This is a genomic window from Flavobacterium sp. Leaf82 (assembly GCF_001422725.1).
GTDB lineage: Bacteria > Bacteroidota > Bacteroidia > Flavobacteriales > Flavobacteriaceae > Flavobacterium.
The window spans coordinates 345,962-367,611 of the sequence record NZ_LMMA01000023.1; the positions used below are offsets into that span (position 1 = coordinate 345,962).

The following is a 21,650-nucleotide window of genomic DNA, read 5'->3' on the forward strand; positions in this document are numbered from 1 at the left end:
ATTGACCATTTTGCAAAAGAATATGTTAGTAGCTCTGATATTAAAACAAGTAAATTATGGCAGCAACAAAACCAATTTTGAAAAGAGGCATATTTGCCTTGATTCTTGTAGTAATTGCGGTAAGTTTTTACTACTTAACGATCTGGATAACTCCTTATTATGTGCAAAAAAAGTTTGCCGAAAAAAGTTTGGGAGCTATCAATACACCCAGATTTGGAGATCAGCCAAATGCTGAAAACAGCAGAGTAATTCCGTTACCAAATCCGGACTTTTTATATTCTACAATCAGTTATGATTTGGAAGATGATGTACTAAAGATTTCAGGAATTGTTCCGGATTCAACTTATTGGTCGATCTCGGCATATCAGGAAAATACAACCAATTATTTTGTGGAGAATGAAGAGAAAGTAAAATCAAGATTCGAATATTATCTGGTGCCTGAAGGAAGTACTGCCGAAGTTTTGAAAAATATCCCAAAGGAAAAAATCATTTACAGTCCAACAAATAAAGGATTGATTTTGTTTCGTTATTTAGTTTCGAAAGCCTATCCGGTAAAAACATTGGCAGAATTGCAACATGGGGTTACGGTAGAGAAATTAGGAAAGTAAGCGTAATCTTTGTCAGGTACGCAGATGATACGGATTTGCTTTGCAAAGACGCGGATTTAAAAGGATTTTTTATTTTAATTCCAAAAAATGTCATCCTGAGCGAAGTCGAAGGACACACAAGTAACTCGACAAAGATTATAAACATTGTTTGCGGAGTTTCGAGTGTGATTTCTCGCTCTGGTCGAAATGACAAAAATGAGCATAATAGTTTGTCATCCTGAGCGAAATAACAACATTACAAAAAACAAAACGTTCAACTTTAAATCAAATAAAATGGCTTTAAATCAAAAAATTAAAAAGATAGGTCTTGCAACAGCATTGATTATTCTGGCGATAGTATTAGGAAGTGCCGTTGGTGTTTACAACATTAAATCCGGAAAAAGTGATTCGCAGCGCATTATTGGCAACTGGCAAACGGTTGACAAAGACAAAGATCTAAACTCAGCCGATTTGCTGACAATTGCACAAGTAGCTGTATACGGTCCTTATGCATTGACAAAAAAAGAAGTAATCTATTTAAGCACAAATACTGACAGCGACGGAAATGTATTAGATCCTAAATCAGATTATATCATAAGCGGAAAAAAGCTGGATGCTAAATACTGGAGTATTACGGCATATGACGAAAATGGTTTTTTAATTAAAAACCCAATCAACAAATACAGCTATAATCTTGAAAATGTGAAATATGAAGCTGATAGTACATCCTTTAAAATCAATCTTTCAGATTCAGCACAAAAAGAAAACTGGTTGCCAGTAAACAACATTAAAAAACCAAGTTTAATCATTCGCTTGTATTTACCCTCTCAAAAACTGAGAAACAACTTAACGACAGAAACGCTTCCGTCGATCAAAAAAATAAAATAAATAAGTATTATAACAAATTTCCGGAAAACAATTAAATAAAACTCTATCAAATCTATAGAATTAGAAGTTTTTATTTTTTAGTTTTACATTCTTTTAAAATTACTGATTATCAGAACATTCAAAAGAATTAATAATCCAGAATTAAATCAGAAAATATGAAACGAGTAGACTACGAAATTATAGGAAAAAAGATTGTTGTGGGAACAATTCTCTTTTTAGTTCCACTGGCTATTTTGGCTGGAGGTTTAGCAATAGTAAATCAATTTTTAAAATAAGAAATCATGGCAATAGTTCAAAAATCAAAACTAACAAGAGATTTAAGCATTAGTCTTTTATTGTATACACTGCCAGTAGTGGCAATATATCTTTATTTCAAATTAGGTAATGGCGTCATAACAGATTCTCACATTACATTACCCTCATTTTTAGAATTTGCGCAGCCTGCATTTGCCAATATCAGAACTTGGGGATTAACAGCTTTCATGCTCGTTTTAGGAATCATTGAGTTTGGAGCAGGTTTATATGACGATCAATGGACAGGCGAAGAACGTAAAATAGATATTATTTCTTTCCTGGCACCAAAATTAATTTTACCACCGGTAATTGCTTTTTTCAGCCTGACAGCGCTGCCTTATTTAATTCCTGATCTGGCTAATTCGCTTTCCTGGGTTCCGTTTTGGGGAGGATTCTTTTTAATCGCAGTTGCAGATGATTTAACGCAATACTGGTACCACAGACTTCATCATCAGGTTCCGTTTTTATGGCGTTTTCATAGAACACATCACTCCGCTCCATATATGGGAATGGCGATGCTTTCGAGACAAAACTTTATTTATACCATTTTCTTTTCACAAATTTACTTAACAGCGACTCTTACTTATTTAGGTTTAGGTTTGCCTGCATTATTTGTTTTGGTAGTCAAAAGTTTTATCACATTAGGAGCACATTCCAGTATTGCCTGGGATAAACCACTTTATAAATACAAAGTTTTACACCCAATTGCATGGGTTTTAGAACGTTTAATTTCGACTCCCGCAACACACCACGCTCATCACGCAGATACAAGCGGAGACGGTGTTGGACATTTTAAAGGAAACTTTGGTAATATGTTTTTCATTTGGGATGTAATTTTTGGAACAGGTTTAATCACCCGTAAATTTCCAAAATCATACGGAATCAAATCCTATAAACAAGAAGAATGGTACGCGCAATTTTTGTGGCCAATATTCAAATCTAAAAAAGAGGGAAGTGCCCTTGCCGAAGGCGTTTTTGCAGTTCCGATAAAGCAAAAAGAAGAAACTATTTCTCCAAGTCCGGTTTATTACGAACAGGCTCAATCTTAAAACCAGAACAAGCAGTGTATTCAAATTAAACAGGAATACACTGCTTGTTTCTTAAACAAAAAAATCATGAAAAATATACTACTCAAAATCAGTATGTTCGCATACCTGCTTTTTAGCACTATAGCTTTTTCTCAAGATAAAGGTTCCAGTAGTATTGTATTACTGGATGCTTTTTATGCGAAAATTAAAAGCCAAAAAAATCCACAAATAATTGATGCAAGAGGTCCGGAAGAATTTACCTTAAACCATATCGAAGGCGCTTTGAATTTTAATCTTAAATCAGAGAATTACGAAAAAGCCGTAGCCGCTTTAAATCCTTCTCAACCTGTATTTATTTATTCTATTGCAGCTTACAGAAGTGGTCTTTTATCTACTGAATTGATAAAAAAAGGTTTTTCTGAGGTATATATTTTAGAAGGCGGAATTGCTGCCTGGATTGGCGGCGGAAAACCTTTTTACTCGAATTTAAAAAGCAAATTATCATTACCCGAATACAAAAAAATCATTGCCGAAAATAATTATGTTTTGGTAGACATTGGCTCAAAATATTGCGCCACCTGCAAAACCGTAAAACCAATTTTAGAAAATCTAAGAACACAATACGGAGAAAAACTAAAAATCGTGCAAATCGAATTAGAAGAAAGTCCACAAGTTATTGCTGATTTAAAAACAGTAAAAGTTTTCCCTACTTTAATCTTATACCAAAATGGTAAAATTGTTTTCAAAAATGATGGTTTAGGCGATTTAAAAAACAATGTTGATGTAGCCTTAGCTTCTAAATAAAAAATAAAACTATGCCATTATCCAAAGCAAAAAAAATTATCCTCCCAATAGTTATTGTTCTTTTTCTAATAGCCGTATTTTTATTCTGGCCCATTAATACCGATGGAACTTTAATAAAACCGGACAAAAAATTACTGGAAGGAAAAGCAAAATTTCTCTCTGAAAAAATCCCGGCAGACAGTTCCTTCAAAAAACCAAATATTATCATTTTACTAGCTGACGATTTAGGAAAATATGATATTTCGTTATACGGAGGAAAATCCACACCAACACCACAAATAGATTCCCTTGCAGCTTCAGGCGTCACTTTTCAGGATGGTTATGTTTCGGCTTCTATTTGTTCTCCTTCGCGTGCCGGGATTTTAACGGGACGTTATCAGGAACGATTTGGTCATGAATTTCAACCCGGAGATCGATATCCCAAAAATAACTTAGAATATTATGGTTTTAAATATTTAATCAATACTAATAATTGGAGATTAAACCCAAAAATCAAATACCCAAACGAAGCTTCAATTGCCACACAAGGATTGCCACAATCTGAAATTACTTTTGCAGACCTTGCAAAAAGAGAAGGTTACAGCACGGCAATTATTGGTAAATGGCATTTGGGTCACAACAAAGGATTTTTTCCTTTAGACAGAGGTTTCGATTATCATTACGGATTTTATCAGGCATTTTCGCTTTATACGCCAGAAGATGATAATCCGGATATTATCAATCATCATCATAAAGATTTTACCGATAAAATGATCTGGGGAAATGGTCGTATTGGCATTGGACAAATTCGTCGGGATACTACCATTATTCACAACAAAGCCTATCTAACCGAAACATTTGCGGATGAAGCCGAAGCTTTTATCAATAAAAACAAAACAAAACCTTTCTTGCTTTACGTTCCGTTTAATGCGCCGCACACGCCATTTCAGGTTCGGAAAAAATATTATGATCGTTTCCCGAATGTAAAAGACAAAAATAAACGTGTTTATTTTGCCATGATTAGTGCCTTAGACGATGCCGTGGGAAGAATCAGGGCAAAAGTCAAAAAAGAAGGTCTGGAAGATAACACATTAATTATTTTTGCGAGCGACAATGGTGGCGCAGATTATACTTTTGCAACCACAAATGCACCATTAAAAGCCGGAAAATTTTCTCATTTTGAAGGCGGAGTAAATGTTCCGTTTGCACTTTCGTGGAAAGGGAAAATCAAACCGCATACGATCTACAAAACTCCGGTAAGTACATTGGATATTTTTAGTACGATTGCTGCTGCGATTCATTCTGATTTGCCAAAAGATCGTGTTTATGATGGTGTCGATCTTATTACTACCGTGAATAACAATACAGAAGCTCACAAAACTTTATACTGGCGTTCCGGTGATGCAAAAGCCATTAGAAGCGGCGATTGGAAATTAATCATAAGTGGAAAAACCCACGAAGAATGGCTTTATAATCTCGCAAAAGATAAATCTGAAAAAACAGATCTGGCTCAAAAAAATCCGGAAAAAGTAAAAGAATTACATCTTGCTTTACAAAACTGGGAAAAAGGTCTGGTGAAACCTTTATGGCCAAATCTAACACATTATGAATTTGATTTTGGCAAACAAAAATATTTTGTCGATTTGTAATTGATATTAATTCCGAAAAAATGAATAGGCTCCAGCTTTAGGAGTTTAAAAGAAAATAATCAAGGCTTTAGCCGAATACAAAGTTCGGCTAAAGCCAATTTCATTGACTCAATAATAATCTCCAGCTAAAGCTGGAGGCTATTCAAAACCAATAATAAAACAACAAACAAATACCTAACACTCCCGAAACCTCGGGATAAAAACCTGTTAGGATAATAAAATAATACAATGTCAATCCCAACAAAATCATTTCAACTTCACGAAGACTGGACCGTCGTAATCTTAGGATTTATAATTATAGGATTATCCCTTTTTATTTTCCTTCCGGAAGTTCCAGTTTTCAAATGGTCGACCGGAACTAATTTATTTCAGGATGTATTTGATTTAGCAAACCTGAAAATCCTCGCAGTACAATTTTTATATCTCATTTCAATCGGAACTTTAGGCGCATTTTTAATCGGTAAGTCAGTAAAATACTTTCTCTTGGTTTTCCCCATTGTTTATGTCTTAACCGTTGCTGCATTGATTATTGCAGGAAATATTCATGTAAAAGCATTGAATTTAGAAGCTGTAATTTTCAGTTTGATTATTGGTTTAGCAATCGGTAATTTCTTCAAGCTTCCGGATTGGTTTCGATCAGCACTTTCGACAGAAGTTTTTGTCAAAATTGGATTGATTTTATTAGGAACCAGCGTCATTTTCTCCGACATACTAAAAGCAGGTTCTTTAGGATTAATTCAGGCTTTGATTGTGGTATTATCCGTTTGGTATTTTGCTTTTTGGCTGTGTAAAAAACTAAAAGTCGATGACGAATTGACAATGATGATTTCTAGTGCCGTTTCGATCTGTGGCGTTTCTGCTGCAATCGCCACATCTGGAGCGATCAAAGGCGATTCTAAAAAACTGTCGTATGTAATTTCTATTGTATTGGTAACGGCAATTCCTATGATGATTTTTATGCCAATGATTGCCAAATATTTCAACTTTCCTGAAGAAGTTACCGGAGCTTGGTTAGGCGGAAGTATCGACACATCCGGAGCTGTTGTTGCTTCTGGTTCTTTAGTTGGTGAAACCGCTTTGAAGATTAGTACAATTGTAAAATTCTCCCAAAATGTATTACTCGGAATTGCTGCTTTTGCAATCTCCCTTTATTGGACATATACACACAACAAATCTGCAGAAGTCCTGGAATCAAAACCCACTTTAAGCATTATATGGGAACGTTTTCCAAAGTTTGTGATTGGCTTTATCGCCGCTTCAATACTGTTTTCTTTTTTTCTTACTCCAGAAGTTAGGGATAATGTAAAAGATAGTTTGAAGAATTTACAAGGTATTTGGTTTGCTTTGGCTTTTACAAGTATTGGTCTTGAAACCAACTTTAAGGATTTATTCAGCAATAATAGCCGTAAACCATTATACGCCTTTTTAATCGCGCAATTATTCAATGTGATTATTACGCTGATTATTGCTTTTTTGTTGTTTAGTAAGTAAAAATAATCTCGCAAAGTCGATAAGACGCAAAGTTGAAACACAATATTGTCATTGCGAGGAACGAAGCAACCACACTAACAATGATATACAACATTTCACTTTGCTAATGAGATTGCTTCGTTCCTCGCAATGACGTTGCGCAAAAAAACTTTGACAAAGTTACGCCCCAATAATTTTCGATAAATTAAAATATCAATAAAATGAAAAAAACAATTATTACACTAAACCTTCTGTTATCTGCCGTAGTTTTAGTTTCGGCACAAGACAAAACAAGTTTAGAAAATTCCAAGCCCAATATAATTTTAATTATGGTTGATGATATGGGATACTCTGATTTAGGGAATTACGGTTCAGAAATTAAAACACCTAATCTTGATAAATTAGCTGGCGAGGGTTTACGTTTACGCGAATTTTACAACAACTCAATTTGTGCACCAACACGCGGATCTTTGTTAACGGGACAATATCAGCACAAAGCCGGAATGGGATTTTTTGATGTTAATTTAGGATTACCCTCATATCAGGGCTATTTAAACAAAGAATCATTGACATTGGGCGAAGTTTTTCGTTCAGGCGGTTACAGCACTTTACTTTCCGGAAAATGGCACGTAGGTTCTGAAGATCAGGCGCAATGGCCCAACCAAAGAGGTTTTGATAAGTTCTACGGAATCCTGAAAGGCGCATCCAACTATTTTGATACAAAACCTTTACCTTTTGGAAAAACACCGTATCCGGTAAAACTGATCCGAAATAATGAAGAATTACATCCCAAAGATGATTCGTATTATTTTACAGATGAAATTGGCAATAATGCGGTGACTTTTTTAGACGAACAAAACAAAGAAAACAAACCATTCTTTTTGTATTTGGCTTTTACGGCTCCGCATTGGCCGTTGCAGGCAAAACCGGTTGACATTGCTAAATACAGAGGTAAATTTGATGAAGGCTGGGATATTTTAAGAGAAAAAAGAATTGCAAAACTAAAAGCAAACGGCATTTTACCAGCCAATCAAACTGTTTCTGTCAGAGATCCTGAAGTTCCGGAATGGAGTAAATTATCTTATGACGAAAAACAATTCTGGAAAGCAAAAATGGAAGTTTATGCTGCAATGGTCGATAATATGGACCAGAATGTGGGGAAAGTTTTAGAAAAATTAAAGGCTTTAAAGAAAGATAAAAACACGCTGATTATTTTTATTTCAGACAATGGTGCGCAAGGTGGTTTCAATACCTATAATCCGTTAGGAAGAGGATTAGTAAGAAACGACGGACCAGTTGGAACCTCCGGATCATTTGATTATCAGGAACAAAACTGGGCATATTTATCTAATACCCCACTTCAGCAATATAAAAATAATATGCACGAAGGCGGATTCAGTTCTCCGTTTATTGCCTGGTTTCCGTCAAAAATAAAAGCAGGCAGAATCGACAAAGGAACCGGACATATTATTGACCTTGCCCCAACTTTTTATGAATTGGCAGGAATCGAATATCCAAAAGAATATAACGGCGTAAACTCTAATCCGTTACCGGGCAAAAGCTTATTGCCAGTCTTGTTCGATAATGTCTCAGAAGTAAACAGAGGAGCTCCATTATTCTGGGAAAGAGCAGGAAACAGAGCTGTTAGAGATGGTAAATGGAAACTGGTTTCGATTTATCCGTCTTATGAATGGGAACTTTATAATATTGAAACTGACCGTGGTGAAACAACAAATGTGGCACAACAAAATCCGGGAATTGTCAATAAACTTTCGGCTGAATATTTTGATTGGGCTGACAAAACCGGAGTTGTAGAATACAGTAAATTCAAATTGAAACCGGAAACAATGCCAGGCGGAGCAGCTTTAAAAAAGTAATTCGAAAATAACAAAAGTTGCTTTTAGATTTTTATAAAAGTATTTAAGACAGAAAAAAAGGGTGTAAAAAACTTCTATCTTTTTTCTGTCTTTTTTATTGCTCAAAAACAAAGCTCAAAATCTTAAAAATCAAACAATTAAACATCTAAATACTTTACCTATTACCATACTCGCTTCTACTCTTTCAAATAAATTTTAAAAAATATTTGGTTTTTATTATATTAAATTTAACTTTGTCTATAGAATTAGTAGAGTTATAAAATTATAAAGAACTACATTTTGAAAACAACCGAAAGCATTTCATATTACATTATTCCAAAAAAATATACTTATAACACTTTTTGTTATATGTGCTTCTGTTGTTAATACCCACGAAACCTTCCGTTTATAATTGATTTTCATTTATAAAACACAATATATAAAACCGAATTTCTTACTTCTTAAAGATTTTTTTATTGAACAATTGCGATCCTTTTACTGCTGTCTTTGCATCAAAAAGTCAAAATAGATCAATATTAATTATCTAAAAAAAACATTTCTGCGGCAACGGAAAGAGACGTACAGAACATTTATCACTAAATCAAATTATAATAAGTTGAGTTTTACCTCAACTTTCAATTCGCTTGCATAACATTATAATTCAACAATTTACATGTTATTTAACGATAAATTAAACACTGTATATTTTCTACTATTTCACTTTTTAACATAAATTTACTAATACGACAAAAACAGTGTTTTAAGAGCATAAAATTGTTAAAAAAAATTCCAAAAATAAATTAACCATTAAACCTTTAAGCCATGGCTGAAACAAAACAACAACAGACAGCATTAGGAGATGTTGCAGCAAGACAATTAGCAATTGCAACCCGTACGGTCCCGCAAATTGGGACGATTTCGCCACGTTGGCTAACGCATCTTTTACATTGGACACCAGTAGAATCGGGTGTATTTCGTTTAAATAAAGTAAAAGATGGAAGCCATATCGAGGTAGATTGTTCTGCCAGGGACGAAAGAGTTTTGCCAAACACTTTTGTCGATTATATCGATAATCCAAGAGAATATAATCTTGCAGCTGTTCAAACTATTGTAGATGTACACACAAGGGTTTCTGACTTGTACAGCAAACCATACAATCAAATTTCTGAACAACTTCGATTGGCAATTGAAACCATTAAAGAGCGTCAGGAAAGTGAATTAATCAACAATAAAGATTATGGTTTGTTGAATAATGTTGCACCATCACAAATTATTAAAACCAGAACCGGTGCACCAACTCCGGACGATTTAGACGAGTTATTGACAAAAGTATGGAAGGAACCGGGATTCTTTTTACTGCATCCTTTGGCAATTGCTGCTTTTGGCCGCGAATGTACGCGTCGTGGTGTTCCGCCTCCTACTACATCTTTATTTGGATCTCAGTTTTTAACCTGGAGAGGAATTCCGCTTATTCCATCAGATAAATTGCCCATAAAAGACGGAAAATCGAAAATCATTTTACTGCGTACAGGCGAAAGTCGTCAGGGCGTTATTGGGTTAATTCAACCTGGATTACAAGGCGAACAATCGCCAGGATTATCAGTTCGTTTTATGGGAATAAATGAAAAAGCAATTGCTTCATATCTGGTGTCTCTTTATTGCTCATTGGCAATTTTGGTTGATGATGCCATCGCTGTTCTTGAAGATGTAGAAATAGGAAAGTATCATGAGTATAAATACTAACAACAACGGTTTACCCAATATTGAGGATTTGCAGTTTTTAGCCAACGAATTGTTCAGGACTTTACCGAATGAATTTCCAAAAGAAATTTCTTTAAGTCCGGATCGAAATGAACATCCGCGTGCTACCAAAATTGCAGAAACCATATTGAATTCGGGAAACTTAAGCGACAACAATACGCCTTTTTCATTACAAAATCTGGCAATTGCACCTTCTGCTCCGCCTGCGTTTAGTGGTTTTGGGGCGTCGCCAACTGTTGCCAATTATGGTTCAGGAGCTTCGGCTTTGTATCCAAATGCCGGAGCGGGATTTGATCCTCAAAGTGGTACTTCGCTATCAGGAATTCCACATGGAAATAATGTGAATGTCAACAATCCGCAAACCGGTTTTGATGATGTAAATTTCAAAAATGGCGGAACGGCTCAATCAAATGAAGAAACATTTTTTTCTAAATTGCTTTTAAACAATGATTATCTGCCTTTTCAAACCGAAAGTTCTTCGTTTGAAACTGAATTAAAAACAGCATTATCATTTGTTGACACACAATTTACAAAACGTGTTGATTTTCCGTTAAACGGAAATGAAATAGCAAATTCGTATTACTTTTTAGAGCAGAATCCGTTTGCTTTTGATCAGAAAAACACAAATTTGATCGTTGGAAATACTTTCGAGAAACCAGATTTCGGTATTATAACCGGTTCTCATTTTGATGCTAATCTGGTTAAAAAGGATTTCCCTATTTTAAGGGAAACCGTTAACGGCAAACCTTTAGTCTGGTTTGATAATGCCGCAACGACTCAAAAACCACAATTGGTGATCGATCGTATTGCTTATTTCTACGAACATGAAAATTCTAATATTCATCGTGCAGCACATGAATTGGCAGCTCGTGCATCTGATGCTTATGAAGCTGCGCGTGAAAAAGTAAAAACTTTTTTGAATGCCGGTTCCGTAAACGAAATTGTATTTGTTCGCGGTGCAACAGAGGGAATCAATTTAGTTGCACAGAGTTGGGGCGATCATAATTTAGTTGCGGGAGATGAAATCATTGTGAGCAATCTGGAGCATCACGCAAATATTGTTCCGTGGAAACGTTTGGCAGATAAAAAAGGATTAAAACTAAGGGTTATTCCGGTTGATGACGACGGACAAATTTTATTGGATGAATATGCAAAACTGCTAAATTCAAAAACACGTTTGGTTGCTTTTACACAAGTTTCAAACGCACTTGGAACCGTAACTCCAGCCAAAAGAATAGTAGAAATGGCACATGTTGTTGGAGCAAAAGTTTTAATTGATGGCGCGCAATGTGTTTCGCATATGAAAGTTGATGTTCAGGATCTTAATCCGGACTGGCTTGTTTTCTCCGGACATAAACTTTTTGGTCCAACCGGAATTGGCGCTTTGTACGGAAAAGAAGATTTACTAAACGAAATGCAGCAGTATCAAGCCGGCGGAAACATGATTCAGGATGTAACTTTTGAGGAAATAAAATACCACAAGGCACCCAATCGTTTTGAAGCTGGAACAGGAAATATTGCTGATGCTATTGGTCTTGGAGCCGCGATAGATTATGTTACCAAATTAGGCATTGAGGCTATTGGTCACTACGAGCATCAATTATTGGAATATGCTACGAGATTGCTAAAAGAAATTCCGGGTGTTCGATTGATAGGAACCGCTGCCAACAAAGCAAGTGTACTTTCTTTTAATCTGCAAGGTTATACTAACGATCAGGTTGGGCAAGCTTTAAATAAAGAAGGTGTTGCAGTACGAACCGGACATCATTGTGCACAGCCTATTTTGAGAAGAATGGGAGTTGAAACTACCGTTCGTCCCTCGTTGGCTTTTTACAATACCACTCAGGATGTTGATACTTTCATCAAAACGTTATGGGAACTTAAAAAAGTTAGATTTTAAATAGTAGAGAAAGATCTTAATTATAAATGAAAAAGCCATTCCGCTACAAGTGGAATGGCTTTTTTTCCGATTAAATGGAATTTATGTTAATGCTTCAACAGCTGGCGACATTACTTCTGCATCAATAATAGCTAAAGTTAACGGATCTGAATATCCCATAAAAAAGGTATCTAATATTTCCTGAAATACAGGATCAGCACCTTCAACCTGAGAGAAAAGTGTCATAGACGAACATAATTTACGAGCGCCTAAATCTCCTAAAATACCCTCAGCAGATTTTCTTTTAAATGTTAACAGAAGTCTTGAAATTTCTATAAGATGTTTTGCTAAAATAGGATGATCTAAAAATTCTTTAGCTTCTTGAAGATCAGCAATTGCATAATATTTTGAAATATTACTTGTTCCTAATCCTTTTATTTGCGGAAATATAAACCACATCCAATGTGTTTCTTTTTTTCCTTTTTTAATTTCGGAAAAAGCGGTAAGATAAAGTTTATTCTGCGCATCTAAAAAACGTGTTATATCATTATTTGAGTAAGCCATTATAATAGAATTGTATTTATAAAAGTTAATTAAACCGTTTTGATTCTTCTTATTCTTTCTATTAAAAATTAAATAAAATCGTTTTTCAGACCTCCTTTAATTTCCTTTTTAAAGACATTTCAAAACTACTTATCAAGTCGCTTTAAAAAATTATATAATTAATTCCGTTTGTTATATAATTTATGGTCTGGTCATTTTCTTTCTTAAAAAACACAATCTTAATAAGCTATATTCTTTACTCTTTACTCTCTATTCTTTCTTCTTTCTTCTTTACTTATACTGAATGGTTTTAAAAAAATTGCGATTATATACTACTGAATCATGATCTTTTTTAAATTCACCCGCAAGCTCATTATAAAACATAGCCCTTTCTATTTTTTTAATATTATAATAGCATACTGCAAGCTCAATAGCGGGAATAAAATTCCAGGAATCGGCTGTTACGATATACGTATACTCTTTAGAAACTTTTAAAGTCAGCGCCAGTTCGTACCAATAGATGGCTTTGTTGTAATCTTCATTCCCCTTGTAAATATCAGCAACCTCACAACATGCTTCGGCTTTTGGAGTATCAAAGCAAAAACTCTGAAAAAAATATTTCAAGGCATTGTCTTTATCATCAAGCTTTTTATAAAGTTTACCTATTTCTAAACACGCATTAATGCTGTCTCCAATTGAACCTTTTTTTGTATCCAGAAATTTATTAAAGTATAAAATTGCATCTCCATTTCGGTCATGATCTCTTAATTCCCGTGCGTAATAATAAAGTGATCTTGGCGAAAAGGGAATGTTTTTTTCTAATTCAGATTCATAGATTTTTAAGTTTCTATCAGAAAATGAAGGTTCTTTTTTATGGGTTACGGCAATTTCAGACATTAAATAATTACCACCATATTCTATATATTCATGAACCGGATCGCTCCATTTATAATTATTGAGTCTTTTTAGTAAACGTTCGCGATGAAAAGAATATACTGCTTTATGATTTTCGTCAACCACATAGTTGTATTTCATCAAAACCATATCAATATCCGGAGATAGTGTTTGTTTAAGTTCCCTAAAGGCGATTTGATCTTTTTCTATCAAAATATCATCTGCATCCAGCCACAACTGATAATCCTTTGTGGCTTTAGAAAAAGCAAAATTTCTTGCCGCAGCAAAATCATTTATCCATTCAAAATCATATACTTTATTGGTATATCTGTATGCTATATCCTTTGTTTTATCTGTAGAACCAGTATCAACAATTATAATTTCGTCTACAATGTTTTTTATCGAATCCAGACATTTGGCTAATGTTTTATCCTCGTTCTTAACAATCATACAAAGACTTATTGTGATCATATTTTGGCAGTAATAAATTAGTATTTCAAATCATTTCCTTGTTTTGAAAATGACTGCAAAAATAATTTACCCATAATCCCCCAATAGCCTCTAAAAGCTCAAATTATATTAAAATAATACTTTTATTAAAAGCAAAAAAAAACATATCCGGAAAATTGGATATGTTTTTTTTTTAATAAATATGAGGTATGCAATTTTGCTTAGTCTCTAAAATCGTTTAGCGATTTCTCTATAATTTCAAGACATTCATTAATTTGAGTTTCTGTCATAACCAATGGCGGCGCTAATCTAATCTTGTTTCCGTGAGTTGGTTTAGCCAATAATCCGTTATCTCTAAATTTAAGGCAAATTTCCCAGGCAAGATCTGAGTCTTCGCCACAATTAATTACAATAGCGTTTAATAATCCTTTACCACGAACAAGGGTGATTAGATTATTTCTTTCTGCAATTTCGTTTAAACCTTTTCTTAAAAGGATTCCCAAACGTTCTGCATTTTCAGCCATATTTTCGTCTTTAATTACTTCAAGAGCAGCAATTGCAACGGCAGCAGCAACAGGATTTCCACCAAAAGTAGATCCGTGTTGACCTGGTTTAATTACATTCATGATCTCATCGTTACACAAAACTGCCGAAACCGGATAAACTCCGCCTGAAATTGCTTTACCCAAAATCAAAATATCAGGTTGCACATTTTCATGATGTACCGCTAATAGTTTTCCTGTGCGCGCGATTCCGGTTTGAACCTCATCTGCGATAAACAAAACATTATGTTTCTCGCACAACGCTTTTGCTTTAGATAAATATCCTTCAGTTGGCACATAAACTCCAGCTTCTCCCTGAATTGGTTCAACCAGAAATCCAGCTATATTTTTAGATGATTCTAAAGCTTTTTCAAGAGCTTCAAGATTATCATATTCAATTTTTATAAATCCTTCTGTAAACGGACCAAAGTTTTTACGGGCTCCTTCATCATTTGAAAATGAAATAATTGTAGTGGTTCTACCGTGAAAATTGTTTTCACAAACAATAACCTGCGCCTGATTTTCCGGAATACCTTTTACTTCATAAGCCCATTTTCTACATACTTTAAGAGCAGTTTCAACAGCTTCTGCACCAGTATTCATGGGCAAAACTTTATCAAAACCAAAATACTTCGTTACAAACTCTTCATAATCTCCCAGTTTATCATTGTAAAATGCACGGGAAGTCAAAGTCAGTTTTTGTGCCTGATCTACCATTGCTTTCACAATTTTAGGATGGCAATGTCCTTGATTTACTGCAGAATAAGCAGACAAAAAATCATAATATTTTTTTCCGTCTACATCCCAAACATATACACCTTCTCCTCTTTCTAAAACCACAGGAAGCGGATGATAATTATGAGCTCCGTATTTATTTTCTTTTTCTATCAAAACTTCTGATTTTGATGAAAGTGATTTCTCAGTATGTACCATAATCTATTTCTTTTTACAGTACAAAAGTATTAAATTTTATTCATTATAGAAGGTAAAATACTATATTTTGACTTTTAAAATCATTATCAGAGTCAAAATTATAATTTTTAGGCTATAAAAAAATCAAATACATTTTGCTTTGCGAAGAGTTTTATCCGGTTTATTGAAAAAAATAATTACTTTTATGAATCCGAAAAGAAATTAACTCAATTTAAAATAATGGATATATTAGACGAATTTGATATTAGTATCATTAAAGAACTTGAAAAAGATGGCAGAATGGCTTTTTCTGCAATTGCTGCTAATTTAAAGATCTCAAACACAATGGTTCATCAACGTATTAACCGCATGGTTGAACAAGGTGTTATTGCTGGTATCAAACCTATTATTCAGGAAAAGAAAATTGGTTATGACTGGGCTTCTTTTACCGGAATTACTTTAAATAAAGATTCTGATTCTGACCGAATTATTGAAGCACTAAAAGATATTCCAGAAATCACAGAATGCTATTATGTAACGGGTTCATTTACATTATATATAAAAATCATTGCAACAAATCATGAACACATGCGAAGAATTCTATATGAAAAAATCGACAGCATTCCCGGTATTGCCAAGACAGATTCTATTATTGAATTAGGCTGTGCTTTTAAACGCAATATCACGTTGTAATACTCTCCAATAATCATGTTCGATTACTCAAAAATATTAAGGTTACTCTTTATCATTTGCTGTATAAATTTTCAGATTTCGGCACAAAAAATCACTCAAAAAGAAGCCAATCGTCTGGAAAAATCAGCACAGCAGGTTTCTATTATCAGAGACAAATGGGGAATTCCGCATGTGTACGGAAAAACCGATGCTGATGCTGTTTTTGGATTATTATATGCACAATGCGAAGATGATTTTAAACGCATTGAGATGAATTATATTGAAAAAATGGGACGCCTTTCAGAGATAAAAGGACAATCTGTTTTATACAATGATTTAGAAATTAGGCTGTTGATTGATGCTGATGAAGCTAAATCTGATTATAAAAAAGCACCTCTCTGGCTCAAAAAACTTTTAGATAGTTATGCTGATGCGATCAACTTTTATTTATACAAACATCCTGAAGTAAAACCGGCACTTTTAACACATTTCGAACCTTGGTTTCCATTACTCTGGACAGACGGAAGTATTGGCGCCATAAGTACCGCTGATCTTTCTACAGGACAATTAAAAGCTTTTTATTCCGGCAATACAGATAAAGTTGCTTATATCGAAAGAGAGAAAAATGTACAAACCGGATCGAATGGTTTTGCTTTTTCACCTTCTAAAACTGCTGACGGAAATGCTATTTTATACATTAACCCGCACACAACATTTTATTTCAGACCTGAAGTTCAGGCAACAAGTGAAGAAGGACTGAACGTTTATGGAGCCGTAACATGGGGACAATTTTTTATTTACCAGGGTTTTAATGAAAATTGCGGATGGATGCATACTTCATCAAATGTAGATGTTGCTGATATGTACGCGGAGAAAATCATCAATAAAAACAATAAATTATTTTATGAATTCGATAAAAAGCTTTTACCTGTTATCGAAAAAGAAATCATAATAAGTTATACTGAAAACGGAAAACTCATTCCTAAAAAATTCAAAACCTATTTTACCAATAATGGTCCGGTTATGGCGAAACGTGACGGAAAATGGATTAGTTTAAGATCAAACAATCGGTCAATGACCAGTTTGATCCAGAGTTGGGTACGCACTAAATCAAAAAGTTTTGAAGACTATAAAAAAGCGATGGATTTAAAAGCGAATACGTCTAATAATACTGTTTATGCAGACAGTAAAGGAAATATTGCATACTGGCATGGTAATTTTATCCCTGTGAGAGACAAAAGCCTGAACTGGTCAAAAGTAGTCGACGGATCGATTTCATCTACACAATGGAAGGGTTTGCATGAAGTAGACGAAACTGTTCATAGCTATAACCCAATAAATGGATGGTTGCAAAATTGTAATTCAACACCTTATTCTGTTGCTGGAGAAAACAGCCCGAAAAAAGAAAATTATTCTGCTTATATGGCTCCGGACGGAGAAAATTTCAGAGGTATTAATGCAGTTCGCATTTTTAGCAAAGGCGACAAATATACTTTAGACAAGGTAATTGCTGACGGCTACGATACAAAACTATCAATTTTTGAAATTTTGATTCCAAGCCTCATTACAACTTTCGAAAAAAACAGTAAAACTACAGATCCGGAATATACTGAATTGGCGGAAGCGATTGCAGTTTTAAAAGACTGGGATTATTATGCCAAAGAAAATTCAATAGCCACAACATTAGCCGTAGAATGGGCTTATAAATTAGACCCAATTATCTTAAAAGCTTATATTAATGAAGGCGAAACAGATCAGGTTCAAAACACCAAAAATTTTGCTGCAACTGCAACTGCAAAACAACTGATACCACAACTACAGGAAGTTTTAAAAGATTTAAAATCAAAATGGGGTTCGTGGAAAGTGGCTTGGGGAGAAATCAACCGTTTTCAGCGTTCAAGTGGCGATATTGATTTAAAATACGACGATTCTAAACCAAGCTTACCAATTGCTTTTGGTCCGGGTTCTTGGGGAAGTTTGCCTTCTTTTAAAAGCAGTTATCAAAAGGATTCCAAAAAACGTTACGGATATAATGGCAATAGTTTTGTTTGTGCCGTGGAATTTGGTTCAAAAATAAAAGCAAAATCATTATTAGCCGGAGGAAATAGCGGCAATCCTGACTCTAAACATTTTATCGATCAAGCTGAAATGTATCAAAACGGAAAATTTAAAGATGTCTTATTTTATAAAGAAGATGTGATTAAAAACGCTGAGAAAACATATCATCCCGGCGAATAATTTTTATGGCTTAAATCAACTTACAGAAACCTCGAAAGAAATACTTTTTCGAGGTTTTTTTGTAACATAATATTTCTGATATTTGTTTAAAATTGTATTACTATGAAAAATTCGGCTCTTTTATTATTTGCTACCATACTGTTTTCTAACACTATAGCAGCCCAGTTAAAATCTGTAAAATATACAGATGGTTCTCAGGCATTAAATGGATTATTTGCAAAATCTGCTAAAAAAAGCAATCAAAATCCAGGCATTTTATTATTGCCGGCCTGGCTTGGAATCGACAAAGCCTCAAAGGATATTGCAGAAAACTTATCTAAATTAGGTTACAATGTTTTCATCGCTGATATTTATGGCGAAGGAAATTATCCAACCAATACGACCGAAGCCGGAAAGCAAGCCGGTTATTATAAAAAGAATTATGAAGTTTATCAAAAGCGTATTGACGCTGCTTTGCAGGAATTGATAAAATCAGGCGCAAATGCTGATAATATTGTCGCTATTGGTTATTGTTTTGGAGGAACCGGAGTTCTTGAAGCTGCCCGCGGACATTTGAATCTAAAAGGTGTGGTATCTTTTCACGGAGGTCTTGGTAAAGATGCAACCCGCAAAGTTGAGCCAATTACAACAAAAGTTCTGGTTTGTCACGGTGCAGATGATCCGTTTGAATCTCCAGCAGAAATTACTGCTTTTCAGCAAGAAATGCGTGACACAAAAGCCGATTGGCAAATGATTTATTACGCAAATGCAGTTCACTCTTTTACAAATCCCGAAGCCGGAAATGATAACTCAAAAGGCGCTGCATATAATGCCGTTGCAGCAAAAAGATCATTTGAACATTTACAACTTTTCTTAAATGAGGTATTGAAAAAATAAACTTTTGAATAGCTCACAGATGTTATGGATTTAAAATGTTTTATACTGATTTATTCTATTCAATTCAATTTAGAATTTGCGTTAATTCATGTAATTCGTGGCAAAAAAACAGCGTAAAGCACTTTAAATCTGTTCCATCCGTGTGCAAATTAACAACCAAAATCAAACCAAACCAACCAATCAATGTCACATAGTCCCATTAGAAAAGACAAAACGTGCCTAAATTGCCGGCATGTTGTCGAACAAAATTTTTGTCCGCATTGCGGGCAGGAAAACACAGATAGCCGAAAAACATTTCATCATTTATTCATTCATTTCTTTGAAGATCTGACGCATTACGAAAATGCTTTTTGGAAAACCATTCGCAATCTGCTTTTTAAACCTGCTACATTAACCAAAGAATATCTTTCCGGAAAAAGATTATCTTACCTTGCTCCTGTCCGGCTTTATATCTTTATTAGTTTTATAACTTTTTTAATGATTGCTTTATTTCCGGGTGATAATAAACAAATTGTGACATCTGATAAATATAAAAAATCCGGCGAGAAAGAAATCCCCAAAAACATTTTTACAGGAGATCTCAATGATCTTAAACCCGGAAAAGATTTCGACAATTTTACAAAGAATGTTGATTCGTTACAAAAGTTTGCTCCGGAAGAAAAGAAGCTGGATAGTTTTAGTTATTGGATTATCAAAAAGGCTAAATATGTAAAGGATCATAATACGAAGGAAAACATTATAGAAAAATTTACGGAGTCATTCGTTCACAACATTCCAAAAGTGTTATTCATTATAATGCCATTTTTTGCTTTCTTTTTATGGATTTTTCACAATAAAAAGAAATGGTATTATTTTGACCACGGCATATTTACACTGCATTATTTTTCATTCTTGCTTTTAATATTTCTGATTTTATTTATAATTCGAAAATTGATAGGTTTATTTGGAGAAGACAACGGGTTGACCTTTATTTCGGATATCACTGACTTTGTGGGATTTATATGGATGAGTTATTATTTTTATCCGGCACATCATCGCTTTTATGGAGAAACAAGATGGGTGTCGTTTATAAAAAGTGTTGCTTTGTTTTTTATTAACTCCTTTTTTATTCTATTTTTACTAATACTATATGCTTTCTACACATTTCTAAACTTACATTAACAACAATGAAAAAAATTATAATTCTATTATTAATTGGTACCGCCTTTTCATGCAAAAACATGCAGTCGGCTGTAGCAAAAGACAATTCAGATCCAAGTAAATATATAAAAGCAATTAGCGAAAAAGACCTTAAAACAATGTTATACGTTGTGGCTTCTGATGAAATGGAAGGTCGCGAAACCGGATCTAAAGGACAAAAAAAAGCAGGTCTTTACATGATCGAACAATACAAAAAAAGTGGTATTTCGTTTCCTAAAGGAGCAACAGATTATTATCAGCACATTCCTGCGTCTTTCCTGAATGCAAGACGTAATGAAAACTTACCTGATTCTGAAAATATCTGGGCATACATCGAAGGTTCTGAAAAACCGGACGAAGTATTGGTTATTTCTGCACATTATGATCACGTAGGAATAAAAAATGGTGAAGTATATAATGGAGCTGATGATGACGGTTCAGGAACTGTAGCCGTAATCGAAATGGCAAAAGCGTTTGCAAAGGCCAAAAAAGACGGACACGGACCAAAACGTTCTATCCTTTTCCTGCATGTAACTGGTGAAGAACACGGTTTACACGGATCACGTTACTATTCTGAAAATCCTTTGTTTCCAATCGCAAACACTATTACAGATATTAATATTGACATGATTGGTCGTCGCGATGTAGAACATGCACAAACTAACAACTACGTTTACGTAATTGGAGCAGATAGATTATCTACAGATTTGCATAATATTGTGGTAGCCCAAAACGAAAAATACACTAAGATAGATTTAGATTTTAAATTTAATGACCCAAAAGATCCAAATCATTTCTATGAGCGTTCTGATCACTATAACTTTGCAAAATTTGGGATTCCTGCCGTTTTCTTCTTTAACGGTGTCCACGAAGATTACCACGGAAAAGGCGATGAACCTCAAAAAATCGAATACGACGCTTTGACAAAAAGAACACAATTAGCTTTCTCTGTAGCCTGGGATTTAGCGAATAGACCAAATAGACCGGTAGTTGATAAACCTATTAAATAAAGGTTCTAAGGTGCTGAGGGACTGAGGTTCTAAGGTTTTTACTTTGAGATTATATACTTTAAAATACAAAAAAGGGATGAGTTTAATAAAACTCATCCCTTTTTTGTATGTAAATTTTTAAACTTAGAACCTCAGTCCC

The 21,650-nt window shown here is 34.3% G+C and carries 17 protein-coding genes; 14 read left to right on the plus strand and 3 right to left on the minus strand.

What is annotated here, in order from left to right:
- Positions 1-56: 56 nt before the first annotated feature.
- From ASF10_RS13880 to ASF10_RS13920, 9 genes are all read left to right on the plus strand, one after another.
- Positions 57-608 (plus strand): DUF1254 domain-containing protein, encoded by a 552-nt coding sequence (locus ASF10_RS13880; RefSeq protein WP_056250209.1) that lies wholly within the window; start codon positions 57-59, stop codon positions 606-608.
- 195 nt (positions 609-803) lie between these two features.
- A complete protein-coding gene (locus ASF10_RS13885; RefSeq protein WP_157849061.1) occupies positions 804-1,475 on the plus strand; it encodes a DUF1214 domain-containing protein in 672 nt (223 codons plus the stop codon).
- 281 nt (positions 1,476-1,756) lie between these two features.
- The gene (locus ASF10_RS13890) at positions 1,757-2,818 is read left to right on the plus strand and encodes a sterol desaturase family protein (protein ID WP_056250212.1); all 1,062 of its coding nucleotides are present in this window, start codon (positions 1,757-1,759) and stop codon (positions 2,816-2,818) included.
- A gap of 66 nt (positions 2,819-2,884) precedes the next feature.
- Positions 2,885-3,601 (plus strand): thioredoxin domain-containing protein, encoded by a 717-nt coding sequence (locus ASF10_RS13895; protein ID WP_056250214.1) that lies wholly within the window; start codon positions 2,885-2,887, stop codon positions 3,599-3,601.
- An 11-nt stretch (positions 3,602-3,612) separates the two neighbouring features.
- Positions 3,613-5,229 carry a sulfatase-like hydrolase/transferase gene (locus ASF10_RS13900; protein WP_056250216.1) on the plus strand — a complete coding sequence of 539 codons (1,617 nt, stop codon included), beginning with the start codon at positions 3,613-3,615 and terminating at the stop codon, positions 5,227-5,229.
- 228 nt (positions 5,230-5,457) lie between these two features.
- On the plus strand, positions 5,458-6,720 hold the full coding sequence (locus ASF10_RS13905; RefSeq protein WP_056250218.1) for a YeiH family protein: 1,263 nt from the start codon (positions 5,458-5,460) through the stop codon (positions 6,718-6,720).
- Positions 6,721-6,920: 200 nt separating this feature from the next.
- The gene (locus ASF10_RS13910; RefSeq protein WP_056250219.1) at positions 6,921-8,576 is read left to right on the plus strand and encodes an arylsulfatase; all 1,656 of its coding nucleotides are present in this window, start codon (positions 6,921-6,923) and stop codon (positions 8,574-8,576) included.
- Positions 8,577-9,377: 801 nt separating this feature from the next.
- Positions 9,378-10,298, plus strand: a complete 921-nt coding sequence (locus tag ASF10_RS13915) for a family 2A encapsulin nanocompartment shell protein (RefSeq protein ID WP_056250221.1) — start codon at positions 9,378-9,380, stop codon at positions 10,296-10,298.
- Complete coding sequence (locus tag ASF10_RS13920; protein ID WP_056250223.1) at positions 10,282-12,216, plus strand: family 2A encapsulin nanocompartment cargo protein cysteine desulfurase; 1,935 nt, start codon at positions 10,282-10,284, stop codon at positions 12,214-12,216. The genes ASF10_RS13915 and ASF10_RS13920 overlap by 17 nt, the downstream gene beginning before the upstream one ends.
- Positions 12,217-12,297: 81 nt before the next feature.
- Here the strand turns inward: ASF10_RS13920 and ASF10_RS13925 are convergent, their stop codons facing one another.
- The 3 genes from ASF10_RS13925 to rocD form a co-directional block, all read right to left on the minus strand.
- Positions 12,298-12,759: a DUF1810 domain-containing protein gene (locus ASF10_RS13925; RefSeq protein WP_056250225.1), complete on the minus strand. Its 462-nt coding sequence runs from the start codon at positions 12,757-12,759 to the stop codon at positions 12,298-12,300.
- Between the two features lie 270 nt (positions 12,760-13,029).
- Positions 13,030-14,103 carry a glycosyltransferase family 2 protein gene (locus ASF10_RS13930; protein ID WP_056250226.1) on the minus strand — a complete coding sequence of 358 codons (1,074 nt, stop codon included), beginning with the start codon at positions 14,101-14,103 and terminating at the stop codon, positions 13,030-13,032.
- A gap of 200 nt (positions 14,104-14,303) precedes the next feature.
- Positions 14,304-15,557: an ornithine--oxo-acid transaminase gene (rocD, locus tag ASF10_RS13935; RefSeq protein WP_056250228.1), complete on the minus strand. Its 1,254-nt coding sequence runs from the start codon at positions 15,555-15,557 to the stop codon at positions 14,304-14,306.
- A gap of 219 nt (positions 15,558-15,776) precedes the next feature.
- On the opposite strand from rocD, the gene ASF10_RS13940 reads away from it, so the two are divergent.
- The 5 genes from ASF10_RS13940 (at position 15,777) to ASF10_RS13960 (ending at position 21,511) form a co-directional block, all read left to right on the plus strand.
- Positions 15,777-16,229, plus strand: a complete 453-nt coding sequence (locus ASF10_RS13940; RefSeq protein WP_055096212.1) for an Lrp/AsnC family transcriptional regulator — start codon at positions 15,777-15,779, stop codon at positions 16,227-16,229.
- Positions 16,230-16,244: 15 nt separating this feature from the next.
- Entirely contained in the window at positions 16,245-18,446 is a 2,202-nt protein-coding gene (locus tag ASF10_RS13945) for a penicillin acylase family protein (protein ID WP_056250229.1), read from the plus strand.
- Between the two features lie 102 nt (positions 18,447-18,548).
- Positions 18,549-19,322: a dienelactone hydrolase family protein gene (locus tag ASF10_RS13950; RefSeq protein WP_056250231.1), complete on the plus strand. Its 774-nt coding sequence runs from the start codon at positions 18,549-18,551 to the stop codon at positions 19,320-19,322.
- A 183-nt stretch (positions 19,323-19,505) separates the two neighbouring features.
- A complete protein-coding gene (locus tag ASF10_RS13955; RefSeq protein ID WP_056250233.1) occupies positions 19,506-20,483 on the plus strand; it encodes a DUF3667 domain-containing protein in 978 nt (325 codons plus the stop codon).
- A gap of 5 nt (positions 20,484-20,488) precedes the next feature.
- A complete protein-coding gene (locus ASF10_RS13960) occupies positions 20,489-21,511 on the plus strand; it encodes a M28 family peptidase (protein WP_056250234.1) in 1,023 nt (340 codons plus the stop codon).
- Positions 21,512-21,650 lie beyond the last annotated feature (139 nt).